Origin of the sequence: Photobacterium sp. CCB-ST2H9, assembly GCF_023151555.2 — a bacterium.
In the GTDB taxonomy this organism is placed as follows: Bacteria; Pseudomonadota; Gammaproteobacteria; order Enterobacterales; family Vibrionaceae; genus Photobacterium.
Genome location: NZ_CP100426.1, coordinates 842,601 through 861,767, shown reverse-complemented (window position 1 = coordinate 861,767; position 19,167 = coordinate 842,601). Strand labels below are relative to the sequence as shown.

Genomic DNA, 19,167 nt, shown 5'->3' with positions numbered 1-19,167 from the left:
GGAGGCTTGGCTACTGTGTCGCTTTCCATTTAACATGTGTGATGTGTCGTTAGGATGATATGCAAAAATTTTTATTTTTAGGCGGGCTTTTATTTATGCCTTTGGTGCAAGCGAAGTCTATTGAAGGTTGCTATCTGACAAGTGAGAAAATAACCAGTTTTGTCTCTGAAGAAACAGAAATGAAGTCAACGTATTTAAAGATTTCAAAGGCCGCTGATGACTTTTGGGTGGAAGGGGTCATTTTGGGGGCAAACTTTCATGTTTGCTATCTAGGCTCTCCTATTGAAGGTAGTGAAGGGCCACTACAAATGAGACGAGTCGATAACAAGCTTGTCTATAGTCAACATGAGGTTGAATATGGTATCAGCTGCGACCTTGAAATATCATTTCATAACAATAGCCTAACTATAAGCGACTCAAACGACCATTGTGCACGGCACGTATTTTACTGTGGTGCGCGTGTTGGTTTAGATCACGTGGAACTGCCAAAAGTCGTACAGAACTGTCCGGATACCGACAAATAACAAACAACTATAGCGACCGTAGCCAAAAACATGAAGGCGACACCGATGAACGCTGCTCATTGTTCGTGATGTCGCCTTGCTGAGGAAGGCAATTTAGATGACGTTGTGATGTTGTTTTTTCAGATGAATCGCCCCACAAAAGACCTCAAGACCGGCTTTTAGTTGGCTGGTAATTTCCTCGTTTTCCATCACACCATCGGCATCGAGTTCGGTGCCTAATAAAGGGACTGAAACGCTCGCTTTTTCAATCACATCACCCGACATGGTGGCAAGCACTTCCTTTAACGCTTGCTGTGCATGTTGTGCCCGGGGTGATGTATTCACCAGCATGATTGGCTTATAGGGAAAGGACACGCCGCTGACCAGCCAATCGAGCGCGTTTTTCATCGGGCCGCTGATGCCATGCGCATATTCCGGACTTGCGATAATCAGGCCATCCGCAACACTCAAAGCTTTGTTCAGCGCTTCTAAGGCCGGGATGTGTTCATCTTCACGATCCGGGTTAAACAGCGGCAACTCGCTGATAGAACCTATCATGATGTCGACATGACTTGGTGCCAGCCGTTGGAGTGCTGTGATTGCCGTGGTGTTATATGAGGTTTTCCGCAAACTTCCGGACAAAGCCAGTATTTTGATGTTTTCCATGGTGTACGACACTTCCTGTTGAAAGATTTGTTCAGTTCAGAAATTGCAGTTTATTGCACCGCTAAGCTGTTCATATTTGTTAGTACAATGGTTTCGGGTTGAAAGTGAGTACTTTCTTGTAAATATGTCGCTTCATCACGTTTGATCAGAAGAAATCCGGGAATTGAGACAATTTCAATGAACGGAATAAGCATCTGAGGACCCAGTCTGTCTGGGTTCGCCTTCACCATGAAATAATACTGCTGATTTGGCTCAACAATGAGCTCATAAGTCATTTTTTGCGTGGTTGAATCCGCTTTGACAGATATCGTATGTTTTCCCGGACTGATTGGCACCTCTGCATAATGGCTTGTACCCAGTTTTAAGATACTCTGATCATCGACATAGAAAATCGCGTTCATGCCCGCAGCATTCAGCTCTTCAACCCGATATAAGTGTATCGTTCCATCATTTTCTGAGATTTGATGGCGATATTGTGTAATCCCTGTACATCCGAACATCATCAGACTCATCAGGAACAAGCATAGTTTTTTCATTTTTATTTCTCTTTATGTTGTTAATCTGCTCAGGAAGAAGAATGCCTTCCTGCGATGTATTTCTTTGTTGATACTGTGTATTCATTTTGACCTCAAGAGGGGCGGCCCAGCCTTCGTTCTGGGAAGGGACAAGATACACTTGAAAATCACTGTCTTCCTCAAATGAATACATCCGCTCGTCGGTGTCGTCGAGCAGTTCTGAGCTGAATATCATGTACTCGCCAACCCGGTGAACAATGCCTCAGTCTGGTTTCTGAATATGGAGATGTTCAGAATGAAAGATTACGAATTGCCAAGCCCAACGTTTCTTTTTTCCATATAGCTGGCTAAAGCAATTGCTTCAGGAGTTTTGCTTTCACTCAGCGCCAGGTAAACACCTTGCTGATCTTCTTTTTTCCGGTGCTGGCCCAGTTTCTCTTTTGCCTGAATGTCATCAACCACAATTTTAAAACCAACAATTGCCTGTCTTAATTTGTTCTGAAATTCATCAGGCATGATGTCTCTGTTTGCATCTAACTCAGGCTCATGTCTGGCGATCATCACCTGCAGTAGTTGCTCCGTTTGAGCATCATCTAATAACTGAATCGTGCCATAACAATGCACCGCAGCGTAATTCCATGTAGGGACCGCGGGGGTATGATGATACCAGGTTGGGGAAATATAAACATGAGGTCCGCTGAATACGATCAGCACCCGTTCGTTTTCCAGTGTTTTCCAGTGATCATTCGCTTTCGCAAAATGACCATACAGAACGCCCATTTCCGCCTCTTTTTCCTCAAATACAAAAGGAAGGTGTGTTGCATCCAAGTTTGATGATACGAGCAAACCGAAGTTGTGCTCTGAGATAAATGCTGAGACAGCAGTTTTGTCATGCATGAGCATGTTTTTGGGAATATACATCGGACTCCTTTCCTGCGATATCCAATAAAGAACTATGATCAAATGGCTTCGATACAATGCTGAAGGTTTTGCATCAGACAGATGTTTTGTTGTTCTGAGCATAGCTTTTATATAGTGAGATTGCAGTAACTGGCAGTAAGATTCGGCAGACCTGTATAGAGAATGCTGTATCGATGTTGATTGTGACTCAAAACATATATCCCAGCCAGTCAATATGGCCGGATGGCCATTCCAGACCGCTGACAGGCTGTATTAAGAGTTCATTCAGGGGCTCAAAACCGATCCCGTAGTTTTGATGTTCATGGAGTCTGAGCCAGCTGTGATGTGCGGTGACCTGCTGAAAGCCATGCCGGCAGTAAAAATGGGTGTGTTCAGACATCAGCATCAGGAAATCCACATCTCTGGTTTTTGCATACGCAGACAAGGTCGCTAACATGGATGAACCGATACCTTGTCCACGGGCATGTTCACTGACGCAGAAGTCAATGACGCCCAGTATTTTCAAGACAGCATCGCCAACCCGGATGACACGATAATCCAGTCCCATGTGCCCGATGAGTTGTTCACCAGAATAAGTAAGCATCCGCGAATGTGGCAGTTGTTTGAAGTAGGAACGATTAACCTGATGATCCTGAAATGCAGCGTTTCTGAGCAATTGAATCGCTGCATGCGTTTCAGGGGGGATATCTATTTCTGCAATAATTTTCAACGAATTGTCCTATGTCTTATTTGACGTTGGGTTCAGTGAAGGGCAAAAGACTTTTGGTGTGATGCATGCTGAATGGAGAACCAAATCGTTTTATGATCATCAATTTGGCTCTCCTGAGTATTGAAAGACAGTAAATTTAATTATATGTCCGTACGATGAACGCTGAATCTTTGTAGTTTGTGGCGTTGCAATTGTAGTTATCGGCAGGATAAGCAATCATCACATTCTTCCCGGCCATTTGCGCGGAAAGCAGTGCGGCATATCTTTCTTTGGTGCCCACATCGCTCAGTACACCTAAACGTCGCCAGATACCACTCTGCTGATAAAGGACGATACTTCCTTCAATCTGAATATTTTGGATTGGAGCGGCCGGGCAGTCAGTTCTTGCTATCACACTCTGGCTGAATAACACACTAGTAAGCAGAGAAATTATGGGGATTATTTTCATGAATAAATCCTTCAAAAAAATTGAATTATTGATTTTTCTTGGATGTTATGACTTTGGGAAAGCGAAAATACCTTTGATGGAGCATTTCCACCAGCCGGTATTTTCTGTTTGCTCAAACCTTAAGTTTCCCTGAAAGTTTTTGGTTGCCATCATCGTGAGGAGCAGAGAATACAACTCTTTATAGTTCGGATTTTGTTTGGATAGTCTTGCGCCTTTATCCTGATTGCATCCAGGCAGTGAGCCAGGCTGAAATTCGATGTATAAACCGTCGCCAGCATCATGATAAAACCCTGTCGGATATAGTGTTGCTATACGTGGTCCTGTTTCAATTTCAGCACTGGCGTTGACTGAAAAAAGAAACAGGAGTGATGCAAGAAGTGAGCGTTTCATTTTCGCCTCTGTGAATTAATGTGACTAAATGAGAAGAAATTGGAGTGAATAACACAAAAAAATAACCGACGTATTATGTGTCATCATTTTTTATATGGCGAGGAAATTATATTTGTTTTTGATTATCACTCGTACGAACAATGTGTAAGTCAGTTTAATTTCAGTGTGCAATGAGTACTGCAGAGTCAATGTAATCTCATTCAAGCCGTATCATCGCCAGTCTGTAAAAGTCCAGCGCACGGCGTTTTTGTTGTACGGTGGGTCGTTTGTCATTGCAGTAAACCCAGTAGCAGGATTTTAAAATTTCGGTGATTGCTTCGGGTTGTAACCAGGAAGGTGTTGCCAGTCCGGTGAGTTCCAGCAGCAAAAAGCAGAGCTCATGATGAAATGGCACAATGAAAAAAGCACGGTATGCTTTTTTGAGGGCTTTATTGGCCAGATTTTGCTGGCGGTATTGTTGTGCCTGCTTGACTAATGTACTCCCTAATTTCAGTCGCTGATAAATTTCATCTTTAAAACCATTCAGCAATTCAATCTGGCTGAGCATCAGTCCTTCATCTTCAGCCCGGCCACAAATTTGACGGGCTGTAGCCATGGACATCTCATACATATCGGGCATGCCGCAAAAACCGTACATACGGGCAAGATTCAGTGCGGTGTAAAAGTCATCAGTTTGTTCGTGCTCCGTTCCAATCTGATTCGCGATGCTGTAACAGTTCTGAATTTCCCCGCGTAAACAGGCCAGGATGGCCAGACCAACCAGTAAACTGGGGTGATTGGCCAGATTCTTGTCTTCTTTACTGGCTTTTTGATTCAGGCGAACTAACGCATTACGTGCATCATTCACCAGTTTTGAACGTTGCTGCACATCCTTGGTATAGATACTGGCTAACAGCAAGGAAATGGATGTATTCACGTCTACGCCATAACTGTACAAACTGGTATCGCGGACTTTATCGGTAAAACGCTGATAGCCGGAAGCCGCATTTTCATGCTCCTGCTGAGTGGCATACAGGTTCGCAATGATCAGTTCACGGACCGGGTTGGCAGGGTTAATTTTGTGCAGCTGTAAAAAGTGCTGCAGTGCCTGAGGCAGTTCTTCTTTGCGGATCAGACAGTTGGCCAGGCACTGTTTGGCTTTGGGGTGATGGGGATGTTTCAGCAGGATGTCCTGAAATACTTCTTCAGCTTGTTTGAGTTCCCCTAATCCCTGAAGGGCGTTGCCAAAGCCTATCATGGGCCAGACATGCTGGGTTTCCTGACATGCCTTCTGATAAAAATCTTTGGCTTCCTGATGGCGCTGTAAGCGTAACAGGCAATCGCCGTGAATCCGGCCGACATAGCCTTTGTATTTCGGATACTGATGCGTGAGATCAGTCCCCAGTGTGATGGCCTCCGCATAGTGTTTTTGCTCAACGGCGGTCAGTAAAGGGTTCAAAGCCATTTTTCGCTCCAGAACATATTCGATCCGGGAAATGAAATCGTGAAAGCGAAATGGCTTAATCAGATAATCATCGGGTTCGAGTTCCAGAAAATGTGTGACTACTTCCTGAGTGTTATCCCCGGTTACACAGATAAAAACACTGCTTGGCGGAAGCAGGTGGTTGTGTTTGATCTCGTCAAAAATCAGGCCCCCGTCAATATGATGCTGCAAATTGTAATCACACAGAACGACATCGTACCGGTTTATTCTCAGCATTCTGAGGGCTTTCAGGCTGTCTGTGGTGGTGTGAATATTGGCGTTGGAGACGCCTGCATTGGTTAACATGGAGCGCATGAGTGCGATGGATATACTGCTGTCGTCAATTATTAAAAATGTGTGGTGGCATAACAACATACACTGCATCTTCCATGACCTTGAATACACACCAAAAAGAATAGCTCAGCATTGCATATATAACAGATAAAATTTTTCCTTTTCTGAAAGTGTTTCGTGAAACAAATTTGTAAAAAACGGAACACAGCTCACATTTTAAGTTAAACCGTTAAAACGACAGTCTGATGTGGCTGAATCACTGATAATCCAGTGAGAAAGCAATCGCACCTTGTTGATAAAATGGCCTTAAAAATCAACAGAGTGAGGATTAGGGATGCCAATAACGGTGAGTGCAGATGGCTTGAGCATTGTCCATCAAGGTTCGGATGGTGTTGCGAACGCCGATATTCCAGATGTGTGCAAGACGCAGTGTGGGCCGCCTGTGGTCCCGATTCCTTACTCAAATATGGCGAAGTCGGCCGATCTGGTCGATGGTACGAAAACCATCACCATGGATGGCGGTAACAGCATTGCCATTAAGCCCAGTAAGTTTTCAACCAGCACCGGTGACGAAGGCGGTGATAAAAAAGGGATTGTATCCGGGGTGATACAGGGCGAAGCGGCTTTTGTTACAGCGTCGGCAACGGTGAAATTCGAAGGCGAAGGTGTCACTCGTTTGTCCGATATGATGACCATGAACAAAGCCAACACCATGTGCTTGGCCGGGGTGTCACAGGCCAGTGTCGTGGTGCCGCCGGATGAAGCCTCAACGTTCGATGTCACGCTGAGTTGTCGTTATCCGACGGGCACGCCATTGGCGAATGCGCCATTTACAGTCACAGATGAAGGCGGGGCTGAACTGGGAAGCGGTACTCTGGATGCCAGTGGCCAGGCGGTGGTGAGTGGTCTGGAAGAGACACTGTGTATCTTCAACATTCAGGAGTCGCAGGATCCTTATCTGCCGTATGAAGATTTGCCAGAAAACACCACAGAAAAGCCATACCCGGACATGTTCACTTACTTCTCAGCAGTTGCGGGTAATCGCGTGCCTTACTGGCAAGAACGCAGCGGGGTTCGAAATGACTGGGGCGTTCTGCTGTCTGAAACCTGTTCTGACCCGGACTTTGAATCTCTGGTCCGATTCGAAAGTCAGTTCAGTGCTGCTTACTTTGCCACGGAATACCAGCATAAAGTGTTTGCGGAATGCTTTGTTTCGGCCATGGACTGGATTCAGCGCGATCCCGATACGGTCGATCATTATGTGCCGCTGATACACAGCCTGGCTCCTTTGTGCCATCCGCAGGGTCATATCCTGGACGCCATGTTTGCACCTGATGATCTTCTGCCTGCGGCATTTTTGCTGGGCGGCGTTCGTTATCACGGTACGGGTAACAGTATCGAATATATCCGAAATATGGACTGGGACGCAGTCGCTCAGACATTCAATCAGTACATCGATACTTTTGTCAGTGTCATCAAAGAATATCTGGCTTTCATGAAACTTCAGGCGGAATACGATCACCGGACTGTCATTGTTGATGGGATTGCCCGATATGAAGAAGGTTTAAAAACTCTGAACCGACTGTTGCCGGATATCACCACGCAATACTTTTCATCTTTAAGTGAGACCCTGATGCAGCTCACTGAAAATGCTGAAGAAAGTATTGTGACAAGTACTCAGGTTTCCGGTTACAGTTCCACGGTCGGCCAGGTGACCGCTGTGGTCTTCACTACAGCAACCACCGGACAGGAAAGCCTGCTTCCGTTCTTCGATGTGTATTCAGACTAAGGTAGTAAACACATGAAAACTGCATTCCCGATTTGCCAGGTCGACGGCAAACCATTCAAAGATCTGGCCGCACTTAAGGTATTGCTCAACGGGCAGACCAGTGGCCGGTATATCATCAGTAAAGGCCGTGGCTGGCATGGTGGTCTTCACATCAACAGTCGCATCGCTTTCTGGGCACAGCATTTTCAGCCGGTTCAGGCGATGGCCGACGGTGAGCTGGTGGCCTATCGTATGGCGGAGGAATATCCGACCACGCAATATCTGGATACCACGTCCAGTTACAGCAATAATTTCTGTCTGCTGCGTCACAGCTTCCAGAACCCGGATAAAGAAGACGAGAAATACACCTTCTATTCTCTGTATATGCATTTGCAATCCCAGAAAGAAATTCAGGATTCAATCACGATGGCGGAGAGTGTGAGTGAGATTCAATATATTCAGCTGACGCAAACGTGGTCTGTCCGGGGTAACCCGGCCACGACAGATTTCAAACCGCCAGTACTCATGCCAATGGGTACAGTGATTCAATTACTGGATCCGACACGAAGAGCGACGACAAAAAAGAAAGTCAGAGGGACTGATTGGGATTTTCTGAAATGCAAAGTTGTTCAAGTAGGTCTGTTTGATGAAAATGAAAGAAACCGTGATAACAAACAGTCTGAAGCAGATCGGAAGCTTGGTCAGGAAGTCTGGCTGGCTGTAAATAAATACACAGAAAACACGGCAGAAAATTATATACCTCAGATAGCTAATGTTCTGACCAAGAAGTTGCCCCCATGGCACACCAAGAACGGAGCGGAAGCGAGCTTGCCGATTATTGTTGATGGCACCGTTCAGATCCCGGAAATCCCGTTCAAGATTGCCGCAGAAGAGCATCTGGGCTATCTGGGCAAATATGAATATCTGAAAAATGCTCAGGGGAATATCGATCAGGAATATCGTGTTCATCTAGAAGTGTTTTCGAACGATCCACCCCCACCTTATTTCCTGAAGGCGTTGTCTGGTGGTCAGGAAGAGCATGGCTTTCAGGTGATTGATGGAAGTGACAGCAATGGTATCATGGAGCCATCAAATATCTTTTTTTGTGATGTTCGACGTGCGATAGGAATTGATACAGATGGTGACGGTAAGATTTCTGAAAATGAGTTGGTTGCTTTTTATCAGGCTGCAACAAACAAGCTGGAAAAAGTGATCGCCAAGCACCCGAGTGAGTGGCACTTTGAAGAGCAGGTGGAAGATTCTTGGGTTAACGACGTATTGGAAAAGGGGCGAGAGCTGTTTGAACAACATGTCATCCGTTACTTCCTGACCGAAGAAACTTTTCGTGAGTCGCCATATCGTGACAAAATCATGTCACTGTATGATAAATTTACTGATCACGAGAAAGAGCGAATTGAGCAGACAGCATGGATTCAGAAGTTAGATGCCGAGAAGTTGCAGATTCAGCCGCAGGTGTGGCATTTTTGGCCGTTGGGTGTAACGTCATTGCTAGATGATGAAATGAATGAAAAGTGGTTTACCGTCACGCGTGGACAATTGACATTTGACTCTGAAGGAAATGATACGCCAGGAGACGTGTTTTTTACTCGTGTACCTCATGTTCCGAATAATAATGGAGTTGTTATAGATAACTCAGGAATTACCTTAGGAAAAGGATTTGACATTGGAAGCAGAACAGAGGCAGAAGTAAAAAATATTTTGGATACGGTTCAACTGGAGTGTAAGAATATTTCAAAGAAATTATATGACTGGCTCGTAGGTGGTGCGGGTAAAACAAAACAGCCAGCTTATAATTATTATCTTACACTGGATAGTAAAGTTCCAAAGAGTGAGCAGGTTATAACGAGAAAGTTTCAAAATAAATTATTTTCTACAATATATTCAGACTATGAGTCTGATGCTGAAAGGATAACAACTAAAAAATCCGTAAGGGATGCCTATATTAATGGTAATGATTTGAATTGGGGTGATTTGTCACAGGCAGTGAGAGAGGTAATAGTGGATTTGATCTATGTGGGGCATTATACTGGGTTATCAGATTTAAGAGGAAACTCAAGGGAGAAAATTATTCCAGCTATTTATAATGACTTAACTGAAGGGAAATCTGGTTCAGGTTCACATTTTTATGAGGTTATGGATGATAGTAATTTTTGGGAAATTGATTTTGGGGTAGCAAATGATAGGTTTACTGCTAGGAGGGATTATTTGCAATGAAATTTATATATATATTGATGTTAATGTTTTCACTTGATGCTCTTGCGGATGATGTCAGTAATTATCGATATTATCAGAAGTGGAAAACTCGTCCAAACTCTAAGGACAATGGGAGTGTCTATATTAGAAATGATGATCCTTGTATTACAGTTTATAATAAAAAAAAGGACAGTAAAAAACGATATTGTCAAATGGAACCTAGTCAATTAAACTTAGAGAAAAGCTATCCTACCATTTATCCAGCACGGATAAATTTTGATGGAGCTAATCTATTTTTTCTTGTGGCAGCACCTTGGGCTGAACAGAAATGTAAGATTCATTTGGGGCGGGAAGAGATTCAGTGTGAGCCAACGGGAAAATAATCATTCATTTCTCGCATGAATATTGTAAAAATCACCAGTGATCAATAGGTTGCTGGTTTTTTAATTAGAAAACACCTGAGATTAAGTTGATTAAATTTTAGATGTTATATTCATATTTTCGTACTCTGATGATACGTAAGGATGCATGAACTTCGTGAAAATCATATTCGTTTCGTCCTTGTTCATCTTCAGCATGAAGTCATTTGGTGCACCTGAGACTGGTTGCCTTGAGAGCGATCTGAGTATCATCCAGAAATATCAACAGGGAAACGATGCTGAGTTTCAAGGTGACGTAAAATCGATTCAGTGTAAGAAACACCCACAGAATGAAAACCAAGTATTTGCTTCATACATAAAAAGTAAAAGTACCACTGAAGATTATCAGAGTTATCTATGGCGTGTTTTATTGATTGATAACTCATTATGGCGAGTTACTTCGAGTTACAATGATGTCATCGTTGAAGGTGGTGATACTGAGATAAAAAGTACAAGTATTAACCTGGATACAGCGAGATATTATTTGGACGAAAATACTCGAGCATTGGGTGTTCGTCTAAATATTGGTACGGCTCCGCGCTGTGCAAATTTTCTAGCTAATGATTTTCTAAATTTGTTTGTACAGGATGGAGAAAAACTGAAACCTGTACTTAAAAATATGCCAACTTACTTCTGGTATCTAGCGGAGGGAGACCATTGTAGTGATTATGAAGGTGTGATTAAAGAAAGAACTGTGAAAACAGTTCTACATTTATTGAAGTCTAATTCGAATGGATTCAGAGATATAAGGATATCAAATAAAATTGAGGAAATGACTCATTATAAATACAATGATGAAAAATTTGAAACTAAAAGAGTCAATAAAGTCATAAAATTTAATGGGGATCAGTATTTTATTCCGCAAGGAACATTTTCATTTTTTGATGGTAATTACGAAAATATCGGTGGCTCAAAAGATAAAAAATGATAGCTATACAGGAAGTTAGGAGATAAGTGTTGATTAAGTTAGGTATTGTTTTTTTTTACTATTTTTTCAAGTCATTTATCACTTGCGAATGATACGCAGCATTGTTCAGGTTCAATAATAAGCTTGATGAAAAAGGATGCATTTCATTCAAATGATGGAGATCATAAAAATGATGAATTAAAGGCATATTCCTGTAAAAAATATTCTGACAATCCTGATTATACTTTAGCCTCATATTTTCAGCTAAGTGAAAAATATAAAAAAAATAATTCATATCATTGGCGAGTTTTGCTTATTAAAAACGAACAAAGCGTTGAATCTTCCTATACGGGATTTATTAATGAAGAAGCTGAGATAGAGGTAGGTGATGCCCCTGTTTTTTTAGATACACAAGATTATTATATAAATGATCACGTCAAAGCATTCGGAGTAATATTGAATGTTGGATATACAGCTCCATGTTCAACGGCTGGACGAAATAAATATTTAAGCTTATTTGTTAATGATCATGATAATATAAATAGGGTGCTGATTGATTATCCAATGCAAAATTGGTTTATTTTGAAAGGAAATTCTTGTTTTAAAGATCGAAGAGTAATAAAACAAATCATAAACTCTTATATTGAAGTGCAAGAATCAAAAACAAATGGATTTTATGATTTGATGATTAAAAATGAAGATGAAATTGAAAACGGTCGAGAAGAAGTCCTAGATAATAAATTGAAAGTAACAATTGAAAATCGTCTTTTGAAATTTAATGGTGATTTTTATAAATGAAAATTCAATTCATTGTATTGAGAGTGGATTTATGTTTTGGGGGATTATTTTTATAATGAAATATTCTTGTGAAGATGTGACTCTTCTGAGCGGAGTTGGTTTTAAAGTATGAAATTCATATTGATATGTTCTTATTCCCTATTCTTATTGGCATCAGTGCAAGTTCATGCGGATGACATCAGTCAATATCGTTATTATCAGAAGTGGTAGACTCGTCCTAACTCTAAAGATAAAGGGAGTGTTTATATTAGAAAGGATGATCCCTGTATCACGGTTTACAAAAAAATAAGGATAGTAAGAAACGATATTGTCAAATGGTTCCTAGTCAATTGAATTTAGAGAAAAACTATCCAACGATTTATCCGACACGGATAAGTTTCGACGGAGCAAATCTATTTTTCCTTGTTGCAGCGCCTTGGGCTGAACAGAAGTGTAGGATTCATTTGGGGCGGGAAGAAATTCAATGTGAGTCAACGGGGAAATGATCATACTTTTTTACATGATAATTATCAAAAATCTCCAGCGGTCAACATACTGTTAGTGATGTTTAAATTTGAAATTTTCCGAAATTAAGTCTGATCCAACTTAATTATTTCATTCGTATCTCCTTTCCTAACTTGAACTTAATTTATAAGTGCAACCTTAACTTATGTATCATTTTGGTCGCTTAGGTTTACTAAGTTGCGCCTGGCGCTGATGTATCAATTTGCGGCAGAATCTTTCCTGGCTGAATGTCAGCAGGTAAACCGGTTCGATTGAACAGAACGACAGAGTACGGTGATATGAAAACACAATTTGCTGGTATTCGTTTCTTGATGCCATTGCTGTTCGTGCTCATGACCCTATGCGGTTCTTTCATGGTACAGGCGCAAAAGCCAGATTGGCAAGACAGTATTCACGGCAGTTACCTTCACGATTACAAGAAATATGAGGCCAAAGATAAAACACTGAATTTGCTTTATCGGGACCTGAAGGCGCAATTGAGTGAAGACGAATACAGTCAGCTGAGGGATGTGCAGCGGTCCTGGGTTCGCTACAAAGAAAATGTTTGTGATCACCTTCTTTATTTTGGTGATGATCTGGAAGTTCCTGAGTTAGATCCATCCGCAAAATGGATGATCTATCGATGCAAAGCAGAAGTGACGGAAGCGAGGCTGTTAGAGTTGCAGTATCTTGCATCTAAGGACACAGAACTCGCTTACGATGTACTTGTACAAACTCAAAGCTATTCCCGGAACAGAAGCTGATCAGAACATATTGTGGAAATATTATTCAGATAAAAACTGCCGTTTTATGCAGTCTTATCTGAATGAGGACATGGATGAATGTATGAAAAGACAAAGGTTCTATGACGTAGAGCTCAATCTGTAAAACTGATTTTTTATTGTATACAGAGGGACAATAAACATGAAAATGCTTGCTTTCAGTCTCGCCTTAACGAGTGCTGCTCCGGCATTGAGTATTGAGGTTTCAGACTTAAATGACATTTATCAAAATCTGGATGTGACGTCATTCAGAAGTTCGCTCATGCCAAAAGAGACCGCGCAAGAAAGGAAATTGCCTGATTTCGATTATGTACCAAAACCTGAATTTTCTGGCAGTAGTATTACTATGGAAGATGAGCAATGGGTTTATCGTTTTGATGTGATCAAGAAAAACAAACAAGGTTATTTTGTTTGTTTTACTGATGGTTCGAAAATTGGCACTTACTCAAAACAAAAATCTATGCTGTTAAGAAAGTATGGCTCGGATCTGGTTGCGATTGATTTTGAAATTGAAGCATGTAATTAATTGAGAAAAATGAAACTTGAAGGTATGAATGATAATAAATTTTGAGTGTTTGAAATGAATGATAAGTTTTTCGCAAATATGATTATTCCAGTCTTTATACTCTTTGCTGCTTCAGTGGTTAGTTTTCAAACTTCAGCTCAAGCTCAGCAGTCATGTGATGAAGCGACGCTGTTGGTAATTCAGGCTGATTATGTACAGCATAAAAATTCTCAAAGTACCCGTACCGATTTTTCATCGTTAGCATGCAAGACACTCCCGAACCAGCCAAACCTTACGTTATCCTCTTATATCATGAGAGATGGTTCTGGTGAATACGGGGATATGTTTCTCTGGCGGGTCATTCTCATCGAGAACAAAAAAAGTGTTATTGCTGACTATGAGAGTTTTTTTAGTAATGATGAAGGTGGGATCAGAATTGAAGAAGATCAAATTTGGTTAGATACAGCCAGATATCATTTGAATAAAGCAACAAGAGCTTTTGGGGTCAGGCTGGCAATTGGTCATTCATCCAGATATGCAGAAGGTGGTTGGAATGATTATTTAACCTTATTTGTTCGTGAACAGGATAAGTTAAAGCCAGTACTTGCTAACTTTTCAATGTCTTATTGGGTATTCAAAGATGGTTATCCTGGCGATTCTGTTCAGAATAAACCGGTATGGATTGAAGCGACAAAAATTATATTGGGCATTGAAAACACGATGACAAATGGATTTCGTGATATCAAGGTGAATTCAAAAATTCAAAAAAAGAAGAGTGGTGAGTTGCATCTGGATAATTTTTATTCTGAGCGAACTGAAACGCAGATCATGAAATTTAATGGGACTCAGTATGTGGGATATGACCAATGGAAATGAATAACAGTGATTGGAAATGAAATGAAATGAGAGACATTTTCATGTCTATTGGATAGAACCAATGAAGCTCAAAATGTGTCTCTGTTGGTACTCAGTTGGTTCCTGACTACGCGGAATTGGTTGATTTTTTAAAAGGTGTATTTAGTGAAAATTATATTCTTTTGTGTAGTCAATTTGCTGTGTGCATCTGTGGTTCACGCGGGCGACTTACCGGATTATCTGCAAAATGCACCTTGTGAAGAATTCAGCAACTTTAAAATTTTCACAAAGCAGGATGGTCAGCGCATTGTTGAAGTGCTGTCGAATCAGATTTATATCCAAGCCCGTCTGACAACGCATGAGGACCAAACGCTGGTTTATCTGATTCAGCCGGATGATTTGGGACTGGGTGGTATGCAATTGCATTGGGATGACTTTTCAACAGAACATCCGGTGATGGCACTTGAGAAGCGGAATGAATCACAGTATGCGGTGACCTGGTATGGCTTTTGGACTGTGTCCCGGAATGGCTATATGCATCAGGAACTGAATGGTTTGGATGACGCTTATGCCAGCAAGGAAACTGGTCGCCATGACTTGTATCGGTGTGAGTTTTGAGAGGCGTCGTGGGTGTTCACCAGATCATGAGAATGTTGAGCTTTGTGCTGATGTTTGTATCCGGCAGTGTAATGGCATTTGAAATCAGTCTGCAAAGTTCTAAAGAGGGCTTTGAGCCTTACTGTGCCATTCAGGTGAAGCATCATGATCAACGGATCCTTGAACAGTGGTGGGGACATGGCTGCGGCAGTAAGACGTCAGATTTTGTATACCGCGACAGTGAATCGCTGCTCAAAGTTATTGTAACGAGCGATCGGGGAAATCAGGGCATCGTGTATTACATTGATACATCAGGAGCGATAAAGGTTGTTGCTGAAGCATCGTTTCAGAAATTACATGTCCCGCCTTTCACTGAAGTGACGGAAACCAAAGTCAGAAAGCCGTTTGAGATGGATAGGACAAAGATCCGATCCGCCGCCGATATTGTCTTGCTCTCTGAGATATTTGGGTTGCCCCTGAGCCTGAATCAATTCTCACCGTCACAACTTTACGATGAAGCTGGTTATTCACTTATCGACCGGATTGGTCATGAATTTTACACCGGATGTTCAGCCTCAGAGCGTTATTTTTATATTTGCGATATCGGTCGTCAGCGTGTTGCCAGTGTGTGCTTTGACAACAATGCGGCACAGCTGACCTATAACTTTGCGAAATCGGGACAACGTGAACTCAGCCTGAAGCAGACTTATCCGGTTCAATCGGAGGCTGAGCTTTCATTTCAGCGGGGTAATTATGAATATGCTCTGGATACCCGAACGCATCAGTTGCGGGTGAAGCATCACCGGCAAACTCTTTTTGAAGCCCAATGCAGGTAAGTGTGGATGAGTCAGATGAAATACAGAATTGCTGCTTTTCTCTCAATGATGATTTTCTCAACATTGATCGATGCGAAAGTAAAAGTCAGTACAGAAACTCTGGTCGAAGAAGTCAATATTTATCATGAATACATGGACATTGTGTTCGTGAACGATGATGTGCAAACGATACAGGCAACTCATGATGTTGAATACCTGGATTATAGCTACCGATTTGTCGATATCAATTTTGACGGCTATCAGGATTTGGTGATTGATGATGATCCTGGCGCGAATCAGATGTCTGAAATCTTTTTATATCATCCGGCAGAACAGTTGTTTTCGGAAGCGGCAGACTGGGAAATCAATGGCATAGTCGTGAATGCCAAACGCCAGCTGGTTTGTGGGTTTTACAAAACTGATGAGACACATCAAGAAGTGCAAGTGCTCGAAAAGGGCGCTTGGGTTGAACATGTTACCTATGACTACACCAAAAATCAGGGGAAATCTGAGCTGACGCAAAAAATGATGAACCGGAAGTCTTATGAAGCGCTCAAAAAACGATGTATGCATTGAAATGAGTAATACTCAATGAATAGATGAGCAACCTCTTAAGTATTGGTATCGTTATGTCGCCATTAGGGTAACAGTCAACAAAAAGGAATAATAACGATGTTTCAACGTTCTTGGCTAAAAGCTTCATGCCTGACAGCTTGTGTGGGATTGATGTCGTCCATGGCGAATGCCGGCGAAATTCAGGTGCTCAGCGCCGTGGTGAAAGGAAAAACCATTCCGGATGCTACCGTCACCTGGCAGCGGACGGGAGAGAGTTCGGTCAAAGTGAATACGGACGCGAAAGGCACAGCCGGTTTCACTCAGTTTAAAGATGATCCGGATACCACCATGCTGATCGAAAAAGAAGGATATTCGACGCTGGTTGTGAAGTGCCCGTGTGAAGGATTCACCTATGCATTGTCACCGGAAATGCCGAACCTTGACGGATTACGCGTTGTACTGACCTGGGGTAGCTCGCCGTCAGATCTGGATTCGCACATGGTGTTTCCTGACAACCATGTGTTCTTCTCAAGTAAAGAAGGCGATCAAACGCATCTGGATGTGGATGACACCACGTCGTATGGCCCTGAAACCATTACTGTGGTGAAAAAGAAGCAGGGTGAGCGTTATGTCTATATGGTCCGGGATTATTCGAATGGTGAGCGTCAGCAATCGAGAGCGCTGTCGGCCAGTAATGCCCGGGTTGATGTGTATGTCGGGAAGACACATATCAGAAGCTATAAAGTCCGAAATGATGTGAAGGCAAACAGCTGGGTTGTTTTTGGTATTGACGGCAACGGTGCTTTCCATGATATCAACCAATACCTGTCGCTGACGCGCACTGCGGATCTTAATAATCATCTCGCAGGGATTCTGAAAGCTGATTCTTTTGAATCGCACAGCATGATCACGGACACCATGATTGCGCAAGCGAAACGAATGAACACGGCTGGTGAAAAAGCTTATCAGAATAAAGATTATCTGGCGGCCATGTACCATTTCCAGGATGCAGTGAACCTTTATCCTGATTTCAGTCAGGCATACAGCAACCTGGGCGTGACTTATCCGAAACTGGACCGCCGTGCCGAAGCGTTATGGGCGAACCGTAAAGCAATTGAACTGGCTTCCGGTAATCGTGCAGACCGCATTAAGGCCAGCTCGTATTACAATATCGGCCGTATCTACGAAGCGTCTTCTGAATGGCAAAGTGCGCTGGAAAATTTTGAAGCGGCACAGCGTCTGCGTGAACATTCTGCTTATCAGAAGGGAATTTCACGGATGAAAGAGAAACTGCACATTCAATGATGGCTCGTCTTAAAACGCCTGCAACGTCAGGCGTTTTCTTCTATTTCGGATAAACCATGAAAATCATCAGGTTACTGTTTTTACTCTGTCTCTGGTCCGGACAGGTGCTGGCTGCAGGCCCGGCAAAAGTCGCCACCATCGACAGAGCGTTGTGGTCGGAAGCTATTGATTCACGAGAGGCATTTGACCGTGCTTCTGCCGCAGAAATTTTGCAGTTCGCAAGTATGATGAATACTGTGCCTCTGGGCTCGGAAGAGGAGATTGAGACCTTTACCGGGCTGAAGCAGGTGAATTCTGCTTCAGTGGCACAATGGCGTGAAAAAACGCAGCGTCAGTTAATGCAAGGCTACGGGAATGCAACCGGGCAGACCGGCATTGATCGCTGGGAAACGTTGCTGGAGCTGGCTGACGAGCGTCTGCCAACATTGAACAGCCAGTGGCTGAAAGCCAGTGCGCAGTTTTATCAGTATTATTTATTTGAGCAGGTCAGGCTGGCAGCCTTGTTTCCGCGAATCAGCAGTGAAATTCTGACTTATGATCAGAGTGAGCTGACGGGGGAAAATTACGCGGATGGCGAGTTTCTGCTGACATTTGACGATGGCCCGCATCCGACCCGGACAAAACAGTTGATCACACAGCTTACGGAAAAAGAAATTCACGCGACTTTTTTTGTTTTGGGTCATAAGTTAGCTGAGGCCAAAAATAAAGCGCTTTATCAGAATCAATGCCTGGGTTCGCATGGCTGGCGCCATCGCGCTCATAAAGATCTGAGCTGGTCGAAATCGTCAGTTGAAAAAACGGTTCAGGCTTTGGCGCCGTTTTCTTCGCTGAATACGCAAAAAGGTTTTCGTCCGCCTTATGGCATGCGGACTGCGGAAATTTCAGCATGGCTCCATGAGCAGGGCCATCCGGTTTATTTGTGGAATATCGACAGTCAGGACTGGAACGGCAAGATGAGTGCAAAACAGGTGAGTGATCGGGTGACCACACTCATGTTGTTGTGGCGAAAGGGGATTATTCTTTTTCATGATATTCACCCGAAAGCCAATATTGCGTTGCCGGAGCTGGATCATTTGGTCAATCAAACCCGTCTGAAATGGCGATCTTGCATCTGATTTAATGGCGAAGAAAGTGTGCGGCATACGCATGCTTTCTTTCATTGACTGAACCTGTTTCTGCATCAAGTGAGATTGCCCAGTCATGGTGAGACCGATGCAATTTCAGTTGATTCTGGTTCTGCCAATTCAGGGTTTTTA

Annotated in this window: 21 protein-coding genes; 14 read left to right on the top strand and 7 right to left on the bottom strand. The window is 42.7% G+C overall.

Annotated features, from left to right (window positions below; translation table 11 throughout):
• Nucleotides 1-59: 59 nt before the first annotated feature.
• Nucleotides 60-524, top strand: coding sequence for a hypothetical protein (locus tag L4174_RS20490; RefSeq protein ID WP_248142028.1), 465 nt, complete (start codon nucleotides 60-62; stop codon nucleotides 522-524).
• A gap of 93 nt (nucleotides 525-617) precedes the next feature.
• On the opposite strand, the gene L4174_RS20485 is transcribed toward L4174_RS20490, so the two are convergent.
• The 7 genes from L4174_RS20485 to L4174_RS20455 all read right to left on the bottom strand — a co-directional run bounded on the left by L4174_RS20485 (nucleotide 618) and on the right by L4174_RS20455 (nucleotide 5,920).
• Nucleotides 618-1,169 (bottom strand): NADPH-dependent FMN reductase, encoded by a 552-nt coding sequence (locus L4174_RS20485; protein WP_248142029.1) that lies wholly within the window; start codon nucleotides 1,167-1,169, stop codon nucleotides 618-620.
• A gap of 50 nt (nucleotides 1,170-1,219) precedes the next feature.
• A complete protein-coding gene (locus L4174_RS20480) occupies nucleotides 1,220-1,705 on the bottom strand; it encodes a DUF2846 domain-containing protein (RefSeq protein WP_248142030.1) in 486 nt (161 codons plus the stop codon).
• A gap of 282 nt (nucleotides 1,706-1,987) precedes the next feature.
• Complete coding sequence (locus L4174_RS20475; protein ID WP_248142031.1) at nucleotides 1,988-2,707, bottom strand: FMN-binding negative transcriptional regulator; 720 nt, start codon at nucleotides 2,705-2,707, stop codon at nucleotides 1,988-1,990.
• An 85-nt stretch (nucleotides 2,708-2,792) separates the two neighbouring features.
• Nucleotides 2,793-3,314, bottom strand: a complete 522-nt coding sequence (locus L4174_RS20470) for a GNAT family N-acetyltransferase (protein WP_248142032.1) — start codon at nucleotides 3,312-3,314, stop codon at nucleotides 2,793-2,795.
• Between the two features lie 136 nt (nucleotides 3,315-3,450).
• Entirely contained in the window at nucleotides 3,451-3,762 is a 312-nt protein-coding gene (locus tag L4174_RS20465) for a hypothetical protein (RefSeq protein WP_248142033.1), read from the bottom strand.
• Between the two features lie 45 nt (nucleotides 3,763-3,807).
• Nucleotides 3,808-4,152, bottom strand: coding sequence for a hypothetical protein (locus L4174_RS20460; RefSeq protein ID WP_248142034.1), 345 nt, complete (start codon nucleotides 4,150-4,152; stop codon nucleotides 3,808-3,810).
• Nucleotides 4,153-4,348: 196 nt separating this feature from the next.
• Nucleotides 4,349-5,920, bottom strand: a complete 1,572-nt coding sequence (locus tag L4174_RS20455) for a tetratricopeptide repeat-containing response regulator (protein WP_248142035.1) — start codon at nucleotides 5,918-5,920, stop codon at nucleotides 4,349-4,351.
• A 322-nt stretch (nucleotides 5,921-6,242) separates the two neighbouring features.
• Here L4174_RS20455 and L4174_RS20450 point away from each other — a divergent pair, with 322 nt between their 5' ends.
• From L4174_RS20450 to L4174_RS20390, 13 genes are all read left to right on the top strand, one after another.
• Nucleotides 6,243-7,697: a DUF4150 domain-containing protein gene (locus L4174_RS20450; protein ID WP_248142036.1), complete on the top strand. Its 1,455-nt coding sequence runs from the start codon at nucleotides 6,243-6,245 to the stop codon at nucleotides 7,695-7,697.
• Between the two features lie 12 nt (nucleotides 7,698-7,709).
• Entirely contained in the window at nucleotides 7,710-9,911 is a 2,202-nt protein-coding gene (locus L4174_RS20445) for a pesticin C-terminus-like muramidase (protein ID WP_248142037.1), read from the top strand.
• A complete protein-coding gene (locus L4174_RS20440) occupies nucleotides 9,908-10,273 on the top strand; it encodes a hypothetical protein (RefSeq protein WP_248142038.1) in 366 nt (121 codons plus the stop codon). The genes L4174_RS20445 and L4174_RS20440 overlap by 4 nt, the downstream gene beginning before the upstream one ends.
• A gap of 154 nt (nucleotides 10,274-10,427) precedes the next feature.
• Complete coding sequence (locus L4174_RS20435; RefSeq protein WP_248142039.1) at nucleotides 10,428-11,237, top strand: hypothetical protein; 810 nt, start codon at nucleotides 10,428-10,430, stop codon at nucleotides 11,235-11,237.
• Nucleotides 11,238-11,363: 126 nt separating this feature from the next.
• The gene (locus L4174_RS20430) at nucleotides 11,364-12,014 is read left to right on the top strand and encodes a hypothetical protein (RefSeq protein WP_248142040.1); all 651 of its coding nucleotides are present in this window, start codon (nucleotides 11,364-11,366) and stop codon (nucleotides 12,012-12,014) included.
• 782 nt (nucleotides 12,015-12,796) lie between these two features.
• Nucleotides 12,797-13,261 carry a lysozyme inhibitor LprI family protein gene (locus tag L4174_RS20425; protein WP_248142041.1) on the top strand — a complete coding sequence of 155 codons (465 nt, stop codon included), beginning with the start codon at nucleotides 12,797-12,799 and terminating at the stop codon, nucleotides 13,259-13,261.
• Between the two features lie 160 nt (nucleotides 13,262-13,421).
• Nucleotides 13,422-13,805, top strand: a complete 384-nt coding sequence (locus tag L4174_RS20420; RefSeq protein WP_248142042.1) for a hypothetical protein — start codon at nucleotides 13,422-13,424, stop codon at nucleotides 13,803-13,805.
• Between the two features lie 54 nt (nucleotides 13,806-13,859).
• Nucleotides 13,860-14,660: a hypothetical protein gene (locus L4174_RS20415; RefSeq protein ID WP_248142043.1), complete on the top strand. Its 801-nt coding sequence runs from the start codon at nucleotides 13,860-13,862 to the stop codon at nucleotides 14,658-14,660.
• Nucleotides 14,661-14,804: 144 nt separating this feature from the next.
• Nucleotides 14,805-15,257 carry a hypothetical protein gene (locus L4174_RS20410; protein ID WP_248142044.1) on the top strand — a complete coding sequence of 151 codons (453 nt, stop codon included), beginning with the start codon at nucleotides 14,805-14,807 and terminating at the stop codon, nucleotides 15,255-15,257.
• A gap of 26 nt (nucleotides 15,258-15,283) precedes the next feature.
• Complete coding sequence (locus tag L4174_RS20405) at nucleotides 15,284-16,072, top strand: hypothetical protein (RefSeq protein ID WP_254589136.1); 789 nt, start codon at nucleotides 15,284-15,286, stop codon at nucleotides 16,070-16,072.
• Between the two features lie 15 nt (nucleotides 16,073-16,087).
• On the top strand, nucleotides 16,088-16,627 hold the full coding sequence (locus L4174_RS20400) for a hypothetical protein (RefSeq protein WP_248142046.1): 540 nt from the start codon (nucleotides 16,088-16,090) through the stop codon (nucleotides 16,625-16,627).
• 96 nt (nucleotides 16,628-16,723) lie between these two features.
• Nucleotides 16,724-17,911 carry a hypothetical protein gene (locus L4174_RS20395; protein ID WP_248142047.1) on the top strand — a complete coding sequence of 396 codons (1,188 nt, stop codon included), beginning with the start codon at nucleotides 16,724-16,726 and terminating at the stop codon, nucleotides 17,909-17,911.
• 56 nt (nucleotides 17,912-17,967) lie between these two features.
• Nucleotides 17,968-19,026 carry a polysaccharide deacetylase family protein gene (locus L4174_RS20390; protein WP_248142048.1) on the top strand — a complete coding sequence of 353 codons (1,059 nt, stop codon included), beginning with the start codon at nucleotides 17,968-17,970 and terminating at the stop codon, nucleotides 19,024-19,026.
• The last annotated feature ends 141 nt before the right edge of the window (nucleotides 19,027-19,167 follow it).